We start from the raw sequence: 13,491 nt of genomic DNA, 5'->3' as shown, positions 1-13,491 counted from the left end.
GGCTCAGTCGGTGAACGACCGGACGTCCCACACCCACACACCGCCGGTGAAGCTCGGCTGGATCCCGGTCAGCTCGGTCATCCCCCGACGCAGCGCGGTCTCGTGCTCGTGCGGCCCGAGGATCACCACACCGGCCCGCCAGAAGCGCAGGTCGTCGACAGCGCGGACCCGTCCCTGCGGGGTGATCGGCGGCACCGCCCCGGTACGCCTGATGGTGGCGAAGAAGCTGCTGGTGGGGCGGGGTGGGGCACCGAACAGCGCGACGCGCGGGGCCTCGGCGTTCGGACGGGTGTCCGGGCCGAGGAAGTAGCCCCGGGCCAGCGGCATGTCCAGCCGGGTCCGCGCGGACCACCGCAGTGGCTCCGCGTAGGTGGTGTCCGGCAGCGGCAGGGTCACCACACTGCGCCCACCTGCCACGTACGGCCGCCAGGCGCCACTTGTCACAAAGGTGGGGACCGGGTCGAGATGGGTCACCGGCAGTGGAGTGGGGACGATCGGCAACAGGGCCATCGTGAGCACCGTGGCGGTGACGAAGCGGACCTGCCCCCGGGCCGCCGGGTGCGAGTCGGCCAGTTCGCGGGCGCGTTCAGCGCCGTAGGCGAGGAGCAGCCCGATGATCGGGGTGATCGCCAACGCCCACCGCGTCGGCACCACCGAGTGCAGGATCGGCAGGTTCTCCAGTGCCGCCCAGGGGCCCGGCACACCCGTACCCCGGTTGTCGAAGCGGACCTCCCGACCCAGCGAGAGCACCGCGAAGAGCAGCCCGAGCCCGGCGAGCGCGAGCACCACGACCGAGCGCCGCAACCACCAGACCAGGCCGACCACCAGCACCACGAGCGCCCAGCCGAAGAAGCTGTTCTCCTCGGTCGGGTTCTTGGCCAGGCCCGCGGCGGTGCGCGGGCTGCCGGCGAGGGCCTCCCGGGAGTACGCGACGAACGACGCCAGGTCGCTGGAGTAGCCGCGGATCAGCCGGGACAACCCGGAGTACGCGTCAGGTCCGAAGAACTGCACGTAGAGGGGGTACGCCAGCAGCAGCGCGGCGACCCCGGCGGCGACGGCGAGACCGGCGAGGAAGGACCGGGCGCGGGAGCGCAGATCCGCCCGACCGATGGCGAGCACGCCGACGACCACGCCGAGCCCGATCGCGGTCATCAGCAGGATCTCCAGGTTGAGGAAGGCCTGCCAGACGATCACGAGCGCGAGCAGGATCCCGTTGCGAAGCCAGCGGCCCGGGTCGCCGAGTCGCAGGGTGCGCCAGATGATCAACGGGACGACGAACTGCGACACGATGTTCGGATGCCCGTTGGCGTGCGACACCATGGCCGGCGCGAACGCGCAGAAGCCGGCGCCCAGCCACGCCGGCCCGCGGCTGCCGATCAGCACCCGGGACAGCAGGAAATACCAGGCGGTGGCTGTGGCAATCATGCCGAGGGTGAGAAAGACCAGGAATGCCACGCGTGGCCCCAGGAGCAGGGTGACCGGCGTCAGTGGCAGCGAAATGGATAATACGGACGTATTGGCCATCAGATTCACGCCGTCCGGGACGTTCATCTGATTGGAATGAAACGGATACGCAAAGTGCGTCACGACTCGCGCACCGTGCGCCATCATCCATTCGAACTGTGACTGATCGGACCTGTTGTCCCGCACACCGCTGCCCGGATCCAACCAGAGCCGAGCGGTCACCCACAGGCCCAGAAGCACGAAGCTCAGCACGGCGAACAGGTCGGTCCGCCGACCCCCACGGAAGGGCCGAGCGCGACCAGGGCTCCCGCGCGCCGACGAGGCGGCGGCCGGCCCGTCGCTGCCGCTGGGCGGGGCCGGCTCAGGAGTAGTCATGACAATTCACAGGGTAGTCAGGGCATGGCGCTGCCGTGACATGTTTCGGGGTACTGCCGTACTATGTGCCGGGTTCGCCGACCGCCGATCACGAGCCCACCCCCGACCACAATTCGGCCACCCCCGATGCCCCGATTCTTCTGCCGTCCCAGCGGATGATTCACTCTGTCGGTCCAGGCACGGGTCGAGTTCATATCGTGAGGAATCGACGCATGGCAGAAATCACTGGGGATCAGCGCGTTCAGTCCGAGGTGTTGGAAGGCCTCGCGACGGCTGTCAACCACCGGCGCTGGTTCATCGAGCTGGCCGTGCCGTACCTCGGCGACGACCCGATCGAGATCGGCAGCGGCCTCGGTGACTACGCGCTGGAGTGGTCCGAGCTGCTGCCCCGGTTCACCGCCACGGAGGCCGACCCGGACCGGCTGGTGCAGCTCAAGGAGCGCCTCGCCGACCGACCGAACATCGACGTCCGGCAGATGCTGCTGCCGCACAGCGACCGGGGCCACTACAGTGCCGCGGTCTCGTACAACGTCCTGGAGCACATCGAGGACCACGTGGGCGCGCTGAGCAGCATGCGCGACCTGGTCCGACCCGGTGGTGCCGTGATCATCATCGTGCCGGCGTTCCAGTTCGCGATGAGCCCCGCCGACGTCGCCACCGGGCACGTCCGCCGCTACACGAAGAAGACCCTCCACGCGGCGATGACCGAGGCCGGGCTGGCCGTCGAGAAGATCCACTACGCCAACGCGCTGGGCCTGATCGGCTACTTCATGGCCACCAAGGTCTTCCGGCTGATGCCGAAGGAGGGCCCGATGGTCAAGGTGTACGACACCCTCGTCCTACCCGTCACCAAGGCCGCCGAGCAACTGGTACGCCCCCCGTTCGGCCAGTCCGTCTTCGCCGTAGCCCGAGTCCCCTCCTGACCCCCGCCGCCCCCGCGATCTTGCACTTGCTGTCGCCCCCAATATCCCTTTGCGCCAAGAATGTCGGGGCAGAAAGTACAAGATCGCGGGGTACGGGTTAGTCCTTGATCTGGTACGTCGGGCGGATCACCGCTCGGGCCAGGGTGTGGAACGTCAGGTTGAAGCCTACGTAGGCGGGGCTCGCGTCCGGGGTCAGGTCCAGACGGTCGACGTCTACCGCGTGCACCGCGAAGACGTACCGGTGCGGGCGGTCGCCGGGGGGTGGGGCCGCCCCGCCGTACCCCTGGTCGCCGTAGTCGTTGCGGACCGCGAACGCCTCGCCGAGGTCGGTGCCGGCCGCGCCACCGGCGCCGCTGGGCAACTGCGTGACCTCGACCGGCACGTTCACGAGCACCCAGTGCCAGAAACCGCTGCCGGTCGGCGCGTCGGGGTCGTAGCAGGTCACCGCGAAACTCTTCGTCTCGGCGGGGAAATCCGACCAGGCCAGCTGCGGCGAGACGTTGTCACCCCCGGTGCTGCCATGCGCGTGCCGGGCGTCCATCGGCTCACCGTTCCGCACGTCGTCACTCGTCAGCGTGAACGAGGGCAGCGTCGGCAACAGCTCGTACGGGTCCGGGGCGATCGGTCGTTCCAGGGTCATCGGGACAGGTCCTTCCGGTGTGCGGAGCTATCAGCCCCTTCATACCCCGCCGCGGCCTCTCCAACGACCCTAAGCACGCCCGGTCGGGCTGGAGTGACCGGCCTGCCCCCGCGCCGGACCGCCTCGACCACACGGCGCAGGATGCCAGCAGTCCCGCTTGACCGCCGCGGGCACGACCAAGCGGGACTACCTGGACCCGGTTACGAGCGGCTGTCGCCGACCAGCTCGGCGATCGTCGCGTCGATCGCAGTGAAGGGGTCGTAAGCGGCGTACTCGTCCTGCAACCGGCGGGTGTGCTGCCGGAAGCTCGGCGTGCTGAGGATCTTCTCGACGGCCTCGCGGATCCGTCCCTCTTCCGGACGCTCGGTGGCCAGGTTGATCGCGGCACCCGTCCATGCCGTACGGGCGGTCACCTCCGCCTTGTCCTCGCTCAGCCCCGCGAGAACCATCGGCACGCCGTAGCTGAGCGCCTGCTGCACCCCTCCGTAGCCGCCGTTGCTGACCAGGACGTCAACGTGGGGCAGCAACTGGTCGAACGGGATGAACTCGGCGACCCGCGCGTTGGCCGGCACGTCGGTCAGGGTGGCCTCGCGGCCGAGCGTCGCAATGACCAGGACGTCGAGGTCGGCGAGTGCCCGCAGGGTCGGCTCGACGAGTTGGGTGAAGTCCACGTTACCCACCGTGCCCTGCGAGACCACGACCACCTTGTCCGCTGCCAGCACGTCGTCCCACCAGGTCGGTAGTGGCCTGCTCGACCTGGATCCGGTGTCGGTCAGTCCGCCGACGTAGCGCAGGCCGGCCGGTGCGTCGCTGCGGGGGTACTCCAGGCTCGGGACGGCCAACTGGAGGAAGCGGTCGGGCAACGAGACGGCGCTGTCCAGGATGAACGGCGGCTGCTCGGTGGCTCCCAGCCCGCGCAGAGTGTCGACCAGGTGGGACTGCGAGTCTTTGAAAACCTGCGCCGCCACCATCGCGTTCGTCTCGCTGTTACGTGCCCGACCTTCCTCGGAGCTGTCCGGCGGTGCCCCCATGCCGAATGGGGCGGTGTCGACGCTGGTGATCATGAGTGGCACCACGCCTACGCCGACCACTCCGGCGGGACGGATACCGGGGGCACCGAGCAGGATCGGTGCGGCGCCGAAGAACATCGTGTCGTAGAGGACCACGGTCGGCTCGTCGCCTGCCTTGGCCAACGCGTCCTGGAGGGCCTCGTGCTGGTAGGGCATACCGTCGACGAACACCTGGAGATCGAAGTCGAAACGCTGCGGGCCGGGCGGGATCGAGGCCCGAGCGGGCCAGAGCTCATCGATCTTGGTGATGTCGTAGTCGGCCAGACCGGTCAACGGGATGAAATCCATGCCGGGCTCGTCGACCGCGTCGCGGAACAGCGTTCCGGTGATGAAGGTGACCTTGTGCCCCCGCCGAATCAGGTCCACCGCAATGGCCCGCATGGGTGCGACGTGCCCGTAGATCGGCACGGCCGCGATAATGATGTTCGCCATCAGCTCTCCTGGCTCTCAACTGCCTGGTTCCGGTACCTCCGGGACACGACGGCGACGCGTCGTGCCGGGTCCACCGAAACACCCGGTGCTCCAGTTCCCGTCCAGAAACGGTTCACGCCGGGTCCGGGCCCGCCAGTTCTTCTGAAACAGGACTAGCTGGCCAGGCCCATCAGTAGTTGATCGCGCCCGCCAAGGCCGGCCTTCATCGTCTCGAGGCGACGCCTGACCGGCCAGAATCCCGCCAGCTCCGAGTCGAGGTCCGGATAGCGGGCAGCCTGGGCTGCGACGGCCTGGACCTGGGCATGTTCAACCCGGAGCCAGGCGCCGGCTGACGCGGCGTCGGCGAACGACGGCCCCTCCGCCAGCGCGGGAAAGAACGGGGACTGCGGGACGGCGTCCGGGGACGGCTCGATTGCCCGAAGCGCGTTGCGGGCCACGGCGAGGTAGTACCGGGCCAGCCTGCGGATCGCCGCCTTCGCCAGCGCCGGATCGTCCTCGACCAACCCCCGGCGCCAGCCGAACAACTTGATCAGGCCGAGGAACCGGTACCGATCAGCCGGCAGCGCCTCCAGCAGGTGCGCGTCCGCCAGCGGGAGCAGGAGCCGATCGGTCTCCCGCTCCGGCAGGCCCAGGGCGACCGCGGCGGTCGCGAGCGAGAACTCCGACCAGTCCGGTGCCGCCAGCAGCCGGTACACAGCGGCGTGCGGAGCCGCCAGCCGGCGATAGATCCGCTCGAAGCGGGCCACCAGTTGCAGGCAGTCCTCCTGCGAGATGACCGGATCGCTGAACTCGTCGATCATTCGGCCCTCGATGGCCGCCATGCTCCAGTCCGGTCTGGCAGCCAGCCGGGTACCGGCGAGCCAAAGGCCCATCGGATGATCGTCGAACGCCACCGCCAACCGCTGGACCACGTCCGGCTCCGCACGCACCCGCTCGGTGCCGGCGTACTTCTCCAACATCGCCAACGACTCGTCCCGCCGGAGCACACTCAGCTTCCGCCAGTGCACACCGGGAAGGTCCAGCAACCGCCGCCAACTGGTCATGATCACGGCGCTACCGGCAGCGGCGGGCAACAGGTGCTGAAGTTGCGCACCGTCGCGCGCGTCGTCGAGCACGATCAGGACGCGGCGTTCGGCCAGGAGCGTGCGCCACAGTGCCGCCCGTTCCCCGAGGTCGGCGGGGAGGGCCTGGTCGGTGATGCCGAACGCCCGCAGGAAGCCCGCGAGGACCATGCCCAGGTCTGCCGGCTGCTCGGTCATCCCGCCCAGGTCGGCATAGACCTGACCATCTGGGAACCGATCCCGTACGGCATGGGCCAGGTGTACCGCCAGGGCCGTCTTGCCCACCCCACCAAGGCCGACGATGCCCACCACCGACACCTCGTCGGCCCGGGTCAGCAGACCGGTCAACTCCCGTACGGTCTCCGACCGGCCGACGAAGTTGGCGAGATCGGCCGGTAGCTGCGCCGGCACCGGGCGGTCGGCGGCCGGGCGCCGCGGCCCGACGCCCAGCGGCAACGGGCCGTTCCCGGCCGGGCCGGCGGATGAGGTCGGGCCAAGCAGTGTCGGATCGGATTGCAGCAGCCGAGCATGCAGCTCCTGCAGAGCCGGACCCGGCTCCACGGCGAGCTCAGCAGCCAGCACACGCCTGGCGTCCTGGTAAACGGCGAACGCCTCGGCCGGCCGCCCGGCCCGGTGAAGCGCGAGCATCTGCAGCTCACGCAGCCGCTCCCGGAGGGGGTACTCGGCGACCAGTGCCCAGAGCTCGGCCACCACTCCCGCATGCCGACCCAGCTCAAGCTCGACCGCGAGCCGGTCCTCCACCGCGGCTGCCCGGAGGAAGTTCAACCGGCCCCGCTGTGCCTCCGCGTAGTGCCCCCGGACGCCAGCCAGTGGCGTGCCCCGGAACAGGGCGAGCGCGTCGCGCAGGTGTACGGCGGCCAGGGCCGGGTCGGCGGCGCGTCGGGCCTGTTCCGCACGCGCCACCAGCTGACGGAACAGGGCCAGGTCGAGAGTCTCCGGTCCGACCGGCAGGGCATAGCCACCCGCCACGGACTCAATCGCGGAAGCGCTGCCGCCGCCGAGAGCCTGGCGGAGTTGAGAGACGTACGTTCGAACGATCCCCGCTGCCGCCCGAGGCGGAGTTTCTCCCCAGACAGCGGTCGCGATCTCGCCCACCGATGCCTGTGCGCCCTCCCGCAACAGCAGTGTCGCGAGCGTCGCGCGTTGCTGCGGAGAGCCCAGATCCAGCTCGTCCCCGTCACGCCAGGCCGCGACCGGGCCCAGCACGCCGAAGTTCAGCGTTCCACTCAAAGGACTACCTTTTCTCGATGGCGGGCCGCACGGAGCTTCCCCCTAACGTATCCGTCGCCGGGGTGGAGAGAGAATTGCGGTAGTGCCAGGCACGCATGAAGCCCCTGTCTGAATTTCTCCAGGTCGCAGTACGAGCAGTTCCAGCTCAGGCCGGGGAGTTTCCTACTCGATCAGCAGCAACCTGCGAAGTTGCGATCATCACCGCGGCGCTCCACGGGGGAGTTCTTGGCAAGCACCTGGCGTGACTTCCTGGTCGCCGTCGTCACCGCGCTCCGCAAGCCGGACGAGCAGTCGCTCGCCCAGGAACGCCGACGCGCGGTGGAGCGACTGGCCGAGGAGACGATCCGCGGAGCGAGGGGCCACCGACCCGCGGGAGTGACCGGGACGCGAGGCGCCGAACCGCTTCGAGGCGAACAGTCAAGATGACCCGATGGGGTGACCCTGACGCAGGGACTCCTCGTCCTCGTGCTGCTGTGGAACTCCTGGCTCGTCTACGCCTGGTTGGGCAACTACGTCCGGACGGACGTCGGGCCGGTCCGTGCCGGCGTCACCGTGGCGATGGCAGCCGTCTTCCTCATCGCGCTGGTCATCCCCGAGGCCTGGCAGAGCGGCTCACATTCGGCGAAGCCACGTCTCATCCTGGTGCTGGCGTACGTCGTGGTGCGGGTGATCGACTCCGCCCTCTTCCACTGGGTGGCGGCGGACGACCCCCGACTGCTCCGGACCATCCATCTCTACGCCCTCACCACCGCGCTGTCCTGGATCCCCCTCGTCCTCGGGGCCGTGTTCGGCGGCACCGCGCAGCTCCTGCTGTGGGCGCTGGCGCTCATCATCGACATGAGCGGCGGGGTGCTCGCCCTGTTGGTGAACGGGTGGCCGGTACGCAGCCCCGGCCACTTCGTGGAACGGCACGGCCTCGTGGTGATCATTGCGCTCGGTGAGTCCCTGATCTCGGTCGGCGCCGGCATCGGAACTCGGATGATCCACACGCCGACCCTGGTGGCGGCGCTGCTCACCCTCGCCATAACGATCTGCCTGTACTGGCTCTACTCCGCGAGCGCGGCGAACGCCGGGCAAGCACTGACGAAGGCGTCTGGCCTGCGGCGCGGCCTGGTGGCTGGCAACGCCTACAGCGTCGCCCATCTCCCGCTGCTCGCCGGGACCATCTACGTGGCGTTGGGAGTCGAGGAGGTGCTCGCCGCCCTGGCGCACGAGAAATCCCACGCCAGCCTGAACTGGATCTCGGCCATCGCGCTGTTCGGCGGGACCGCCCTGTACCTCGCGGGCAGAACGGTGTTCCTGAGTCTCACCGGCCAGCGCGTGCGGGCGGAGCAGTTTGTCGCACCCGGTCTGGCCCTGCTGTTACTGCCGGTCGGCCGCTACCTGCCCGGCCTGGCCGCGCTCGGCCTGCTCACCGCGTTCCTCGTCGCCCTCCTCAGCTACGAGGCGTGGGCCAGGCGATCCGCGACGAGCGGCGGGGCACACTGACCGGGCCCCTCAACGCGCCCACCGAACAAAGCGCTCGAACAGTTCCGCCGCCGGGATGGCGGGCATTTCGTCACCGCCACCACGTGCAAACTGCCCAGGTACATCGACAGACCGACCCGATCACCGCCGTACGCCTCGGACAGCCGTGCTCCGGCCGGCGCGCAGGGCCACGGGGTGTCCTGCTCGCAGGTACGGCAGGTCCACTCGGGCCGGCGCGGAATGTGCTGGTCGGCGAGGCGGCTCGCCAGGACGGCGGCAGCCCGTTGCCCCTGTACCGATCGGGCATTCGTGGCCGCTCTGACGGTGGTGGGGACCTCGCCCATCATCGGCCAGCCCCGCCGTCGCGTTTGCCGGCGGGGTGACGCCGAGCCTGAGCCAACAAGCGTTCCCGGGCAGCTTCCTGCTCCGCGCGTTGAATCGCCGGGCCGGTAGCACCGAGCGGTACAGAAGCCGCCAGTCGCCCAGCCTGCCGACGGAGCAGGTTGAACGGCCACATCATTGCGGTGCCCTCCCGTCTCAGAAGCGTGCGGGCATCGCCCCAACCCGGAGGCAATGCCGCACACCCACTGCAATCGCGAGAACACGATATGCAGCGAAAAAGGGCGTGAAGGGTACGCGGTGTACCCGGCGACAGGAGGTACCCCTACAACTCCGGCACCGCGATCCTGCTCTCCAACTGAATCGCCTCGGCGCGGATGGCCGCCGGTGCCTCCCTGGCCAGCCGGCCCGCCAACTCCTGTGCCGCCGGTGAGTAACGGACCGTCTCGGGAGAGGTGGACTCCGCGAGGCTCAACAGGTGAAGCGTCGCCTCCCGTGCCCCTTCCAAGTCGGCAGAGCGAGCCAACTCCACATAGTGCCGGCCGCGCCGTTCAGTCGACGGAATCGACGCCGGGTCGAGCGAGTGCGCCCGCCGTTGCGCCTTGTCAGGATCGCCCAGGTCGACAGCGCACATCACGGCGTACACGTCGACCAACGGCCGCGACACCCGGGTGCGAAGGCCAACGAAACCGGTCGGCAGGGCCTGCTCGACCACCCGACGGGCGGCATCCCAGTCGGACCAGGCCCCCTGGTCACCGGCACGAGCCCGCGTCAACGCCGTACAGAGATGCAGGTCGGCCAGCATCTCGGCCCACTCGCTGCCACCATCGGCAACTCGGGGCTCGATCAGGCCGCGAGCCTCCCGCAAACGCTCCAACGCCTCGTCCCCCCGGCCAACGGCGCGCAACAGGTGCGCCGCGTACCAGGTGGACTGGGCAATAGCTAGGGGGTCGTCAGCATCGAGGGCCGCAGCCATACCGCGGTCGACGGTGAGCCAACACAGTTCGCGGTCACCGTGCCAGGCAAGATAGGACTGCGCGAGGTGATGCGCCTGCGCGAGCAGAGCGAGACTGTCACGCCGATCGTCGCCGGTGTGCAGCCGCGCCGCCCGCTGAGTGGCTCCGAGCAGCCCGGGTAGGACGACGCTCACCTCTGTGCGCTGATGCCGAGAGGTGTGCCAGGTCTGCCACGCGGAGTCGACAGCGCCGCGCAGATAGTCGGGGGACTCCGGCTCGCCAGAGACGGAGATGTGCCAGGCGGTCAACGCCCGACGGACATCGCCGATCGCGGGGTGGCTGGGTCGGCCATCCAGAGACAGGGTCACCTGCGGCCCGAACAAATCACCAAGGTCACGTACGCCGAGGTGCGGGGCGATCTGCTGGGCGGCCCGCAAGGTCAGGCTCCGACGCCCGTTCTCCACGAACTTGATCGTGGTCGGCGACAGCCCGGCAAGGCCGGCAAGCTGCTCGCGAGACAGGCCGGCGGCTCGACGAAGCCGCTCGACGCGCTGGCCGGGGGTGGGTTGCTGATCCGCCATGAGGCACCTCACCGTTTCGGGTACATCGCGTACCCCGACCGTACGCCGCGATGAGGCACCCGTCGATGCCTACTCGCCGCAGCCCTCGACCTAAATGGTCGACTCCCATTCAGTGCTGTCGGGTATCTCTGAGCACAGGACGCCCCGATTTCCGGGAAGTCGAGTGGACCAAGTTCCTTTGCTGGCATCGATCCGGTCCGACGCCGCGACGTCCCGGGCGGCCACTGTCGGCTAGGAGCGACGCAACGGGCGAGCGGGTCTGCAGCCCCGCTCACCTGCTTACAGGTTGCGCTCGGCGTAAACGTGCATCGCGTCGCGGATCAGCGTCGCGGTGCCGGCGGTGTTCTCGGCGTTGTCGAACGCCGCCGCGTAGCGCGGGTCGGACACGTACAGCTCGCCGAGCCCAATGAAATACTCCCTGGTCGGGGTCGTCGACGTCCCCGACAGCCAGTCGTACAGCCGCTGGGTGATCGCCTGTACCTGGTCACTGTCGGCCGCCGCCCCGGCGTGGTGCGCCGCGCCGAAGTCCCGCCCGATCTCGACCTGGCGCTGCTGGAACGCGATCTTCTCAGCCGGGCTGAGTGAGCGCCACCACCGGTCACCCTTCGCGTATGCCTCGCGGCCCCACCGTTCGGTGACCTCCTGCTCGTATTGCGTGTGGTCAAAACCGTCGAACATCTCCTCAGGCATGAGTGGTTCACCTCCTTCCGTCTTGCGCAGGGTCGTCCTCACCGACTCGATCTGCCTCCCGATCCGCTCGCGCTCCTGCTCGAGCAGCTTCAGGTGGGTGCGCAGCGCTTCGACTGTGTGCTGGCTCCCGTCGAGCACCTCGGCGATTGTGGGCAGCCCGAGGCCGAGCTCCCGCAACAGCAGAATCCTCTGCAACCGGAGCAGCTTCTCCTGGTCGTAGTACCGGTACCCGTTGCGGCCGAACCGGCTCGGCCGAAGCAGACCGACGTCGCCGTAGTGGCGCAGGGTGCGACTGGTCGTTCCGGCCATGCGTGCGATGTCGTGGATCGACCAATCCACCTCGACCACCCCTTCAACTCGTCGGTGTGAAACGAAGGTTAGAGGTTGACGTAACGTCAAAGTCAACCATGCCGAACATCCGCAAAGCGGCACCAGCGACACCGCACACAGAAACGCCCTTGACCAGCGTTTGCGCTGGTCAAGGGCGTTTTTGCTGTCCAAGAGGCGGAGGGTGTGGGATTCGAACCCACGAAGACATCGCTGCCTTACCGGTTTTCAAGACCAGCGCCATCGGCCACTAGGCGAACCCTCCTGGGCCGTCACCCGCGGGCGTACGGCCACGCACAGTCTGCCACGACTCCCTCCGGTCGGCCCGGCGTCCCTCCCCGAACGCGGTGACCAGGGCATCTCGGCCGTCCACTGTGGGCTGAACGGGTGCGCCTGCGGCATCCGTCGAGATCGGGAAGACTGGGCTCATGCGAGCCATCACCATTCCGCAGCCCGGTGGACCCGACGCGCTGGTCTGGGCCGAGGTGCCCGACCCGGAGCCGGGCCCCGACGAGGTGGTCGTGGATGTGCGGGCCAGCGGGGTCAACCGCGCTGACCTGCTGCAACGGCAGGGGCACTACCCGCCGCCGCCGGGCGCGTCCGCGTACCCCGGGCTGGAATGCTCCGGGGTGGTCACCGAGGTGGGGTCGGAGGTCGCCGGGTGGGCGGTCGGGCAGCAGGTGTGCGCGCTGCTGGCCGGCGGGGGGTACGCCGAGCGGGTCGCGGTGCCCGCCGGGCAGTTGTTGCCGGTGCCGGCCTGCGACCCGGTCGATGCCGGGGCGCTGCCGGAGGTGGCCTGCACGGTCTGGTCGAACCTGATCCAGGTGGGTCGGCTCGGCGCGGGTGACACGCTGCTGGTGCACGGCGGGGGCAGCGGGATCGGCACGTTCGCGGTCCAGTTCGGGGCGGCTCTCGGCGCGACGGTCCTGACCACCGCGCGGGAGGCCAAGCACGCCCGGCTGCGGGAGCTGGGCGCGGCACACACCATCGACTACCGGGAGCAGGACTTCGTCGAGGAGGTCCGGCGGGTCACCGACGGTCGGGGCGCCGATGTCGTCCTGGACATCATGGGCGCGTCCTACCTGGGCCGGAACGTCTCCGCGCTGGCCACCGGCGGCCGGCTGGTGGTGATCGGGATGCAGGGTGGGCGCAAGGCCGAGTTGGATCTCGGCGCGCTGCTGACCAAGCGGGCGAGCGTCGCCGCGACGTCGCTGCGCTCCCGACCGCTCGCGGAGAAGGCGGAGATCGTCCAGGGTGTCCGGGACGAGGTGTGGCCGTTGATCGAGGCCGGCACGGTCCGACCGTTCGTGGACCGGCGGGTGCCGATGAGCGAGGCGGCGACGGCCCACCGGCTCGTCGAGTCCAACGACCACTTCGGCAAGGTGCTGCTCACGCGCGGGTGAGGGCGGGCGTCAGACGAGCGTGTCGTCAGTGGGTCCGGGCAGCATCAGGCGGGCGCCCGGCCCCTCGCCGGCCAGCGCGTCACCCGGGTTGTTGAGTGTGCAGCGTTGCAGGGACAGGCAGCCGCAGCCGATGCAGCCGTCCAGGTCGTCGCGGAGGTTGGTGAGCAGCCGGATCTTCTCGTCCAACCGGCCGCGCCAGCTCGCGGAGAGCCGCGCCCAGTCCTGCGGACTGGGCGTGCGGGCCTCGGGGAGCGACTCCAACGCCGCCCGGATCTCGTCGAGCGAGACGCCGACCTGTTGGGAGATCCGGATGAAGGCGACCCGGCGCAACTCGGCGCGGGCGTACCTGCGCTGGTTGCCGCCGGTACGGTCGGCGCGGATCAGCCCGAGTCGTTCGTAGTAGCGCAGCGCCGACGGCGCCACGCCGGAGCGGGCGGACAACTCGCCGATCGTCAATAGATCCTGCATCACCAGGTCCTTGAGTTGAAGTGCACTTCAAGTCACACAGTAGT

The 13,491-nt window shown here is 69.3% G+C and carries 10 protein-coding genes and 1 tRNA gene; 3 read left to right on the top strand and 8 right to left on the bottom strand.

Annotated elements, in window-relative coordinates:
* Positions 1 to 3 precede the first annotated feature (3 nt).
* Positions 4 to 1,839 (bottom strand): hypothetical protein, encoded by a 1,836-nt coding sequence (locus tag AB0A95_RS16835; protein WP_357556634.1) that lies wholly within the window; start codon positions 1,837 to 1,839, stop codon positions 4 to 6.
* Positions 1,840 to 2,051: 212 nt separating this feature from the next.
* Between AB0A95_RS16835 and AB0A95_RS16830 the strand changes: the two genes are divergently transcribed.
* A complete protein-coding gene (locus AB0A95_RS16830) occupies positions 2,052 to 2,762 on the top strand; it encodes a class I SAM-dependent methyltransferase (protein ID WP_357556633.1) in 711 nt (236 codons plus the stop codon).
* 97 nt (positions 2,763 to 2,859) lie between these two features.
* Here the strand turns inward: AB0A95_RS16830 and AB0A95_RS16825 are convergent, their stop codons facing one another.
* The 3 genes from AB0A95_RS16825 to AB0A95_RS16815 form a co-directional block, all read right to left on the bottom strand.
* On the bottom strand, positions 2,860 to 3,402 hold the full coding sequence (locus tag AB0A95_RS16825) for a YbhB/YbcL family Raf kinase inhibitor-like protein (RefSeq protein ID WP_357556632.1): 543 nt from the start codon (positions 3,400 to 3,402) through the stop codon (positions 2,860 to 2,862).
* Positions 3,403 to 3,602: 200 nt separating this feature from the next.
* On the bottom strand, positions 3,603 to 4,904 hold the full coding sequence (locus AB0A95_RS16820) for a nucleotide disphospho-sugar-binding domain-containing protein (RefSeq protein ID WP_357556631.1): 1,302 nt from the start codon (positions 4,902 to 4,904) through the stop codon (positions 3,603 to 3,605).
* Positions 4,905 to 5,056: 152 nt separating this feature from the next.
* Positions 5,057 to 7,216 carry an AfsR/SARP family transcriptional regulator gene (locus AB0A95_RS16815; protein WP_357556630.1) on the bottom strand — a complete coding sequence of 720 codons (2,160 nt, stop codon included), beginning with the start codon at positions 7,214 to 7,216 and terminating at the stop codon, positions 5,057 to 5,059.
* Positions 7,217 to 7,651: 435 nt separating this feature from the next.
* On the opposite strand from AB0A95_RS16815, the gene AB0A95_RS16810 reads away from it, so the two are divergent.
* A complete protein-coding gene (locus AB0A95_RS16810) occupies positions 7,652 to 8,704 on the top strand; it encodes a low temperature requirement protein A (RefSeq protein ID WP_357556629.1) in 1,053 nt (350 codons plus the stop codon).
* Positions 8,705 to 9,347: 643 nt separating this feature from the next.
* Here AB0A95_RS16810 and AB0A95_RS16805 read toward each other — a convergent pair.
* From AB0A95_RS16805 to AB0A95_RS16795, 3 genes are all read right to left on the bottom strand, one after another.
* Positions 9,348 to 10,559 carry a helix-turn-helix transcriptional regulator gene (locus AB0A95_RS16805; RefSeq protein WP_357556628.1) on the bottom strand — a complete coding sequence of 404 codons (1,212 nt, stop codon included), beginning with the start codon at positions 10,557 to 10,559 and terminating at the stop codon, positions 9,348 to 9,350.
* Between the two features lie 279 nt (positions 10,560 to 10,838).
* Complete coding sequence (locus AB0A95_RS16800) at positions 10,839 to 11,750, bottom strand: TipAS antibiotic-recognition domain-containing protein (protein WP_357556627.1); 912 nt, start codon at positions 11,748 to 11,750, stop codon at positions 10,839 to 10,841.
* Positions 11,751 to 11,754: 4 nt separating this feature from the next.
* A tRNA-Ser gene (locus tag AB0A95_RS16795) sits at positions 11,755 to 11,841 on the bottom strand.
* A 163-nt stretch (positions 11,842 to 12,004) separates the two neighbouring features.
* Between AB0A95_RS16795 and AB0A95_RS16790 the strand changes: the two genes are divergently transcribed.
* Positions 12,005 to 12,979 (top strand): NAD(P)H-quinone oxidoreductase, encoded by a 975-nt coding sequence (locus AB0A95_RS16790; protein ID WP_357556626.1) that lies wholly within the window; start codon positions 12,005 to 12,007, stop codon positions 12,977 to 12,979.
* A 9-nt stretch (positions 12,980 to 12,988) separates the two neighbouring features.
* On the opposite strand, the gene soxR is transcribed toward AB0A95_RS16790, so the two are convergent.
* The gene (gene soxR / locus AB0A95_RS16785; protein ID WP_357556625.1) at positions 12,989 to 13,447 is read right to left on the bottom strand and encodes a redox-sensitive transcriptional activator SoxR; all 459 of its coding nucleotides are present in this window, start codon (positions 13,445 to 13,447) and stop codon (positions 12,989 to 12,991) included.
* Between the last annotated feature and the right edge of the window lie 44 nt (positions 13,448 to 13,491).

Origin of the sequence: Micromonospora sp. NPDC049230, from assembly GCF_040647875.1 — a bacterium.
GTDB lineage: Bacteria > Actinomycetota > Actinomycetes > Mycobacteriales > Micromonosporaceae > Micromonospora.
The sequence above is the reverse complement of the archived record's forward strand: the minus strand, read 5'-3'. Positions and strand labels throughout refer to the sequence as shown.

Coding starts and splice junctions, on each gene's coding strand:
- AB0A95_RS16835 (WP_357556634.1), bottom strand. CDS start 1,839: ATGACTACTCCTGAGCCGGCCCCGCCCAGCGGCAGCGACGGGCCGGCC.
- AB0A95_RS16830 (WP_357556633.1), top strand. CDS start 2,052: ATGGCAGAAATCACTGGGGATCAGCGCGTTCAGTCCGAGGTGTTGGAA.
- AB0A95_RS16825 (WP_357556632.1), bottom strand. CDS start 3,402: ATGACCCTGGAACGACCGATCGCCCCGGACCCGTACGAGCTGTTGCCG.
- AB0A95_RS16820 (WP_357556631.1), bottom strand. CDS start 4,904: ATGGCGAACATCATTATCGCGGCCGTGCCGATCTACGGGCACGTCGCA.
- AB0A95_RS16805 (WP_357556628.1), bottom strand. CDS start 10,559: ATGGCGGATCAGCAACCCACCCCCGGCCAGCGCGTCGAGCGGCTTCGT.
- AB0A95_RS16790 (WP_357556626.1), top strand. CDS start 12,005: ATGCGAGCCATCACCATTCCGCAGCCCGGTGGACCCGACGCGCTGGTC.
- soxR (WP_357556625.1), bottom strand. CDS start 13,447: ATGCAGGATCTATTGACGATCGGCGAGTTGTCCGCCCGCTCCGGCGTG.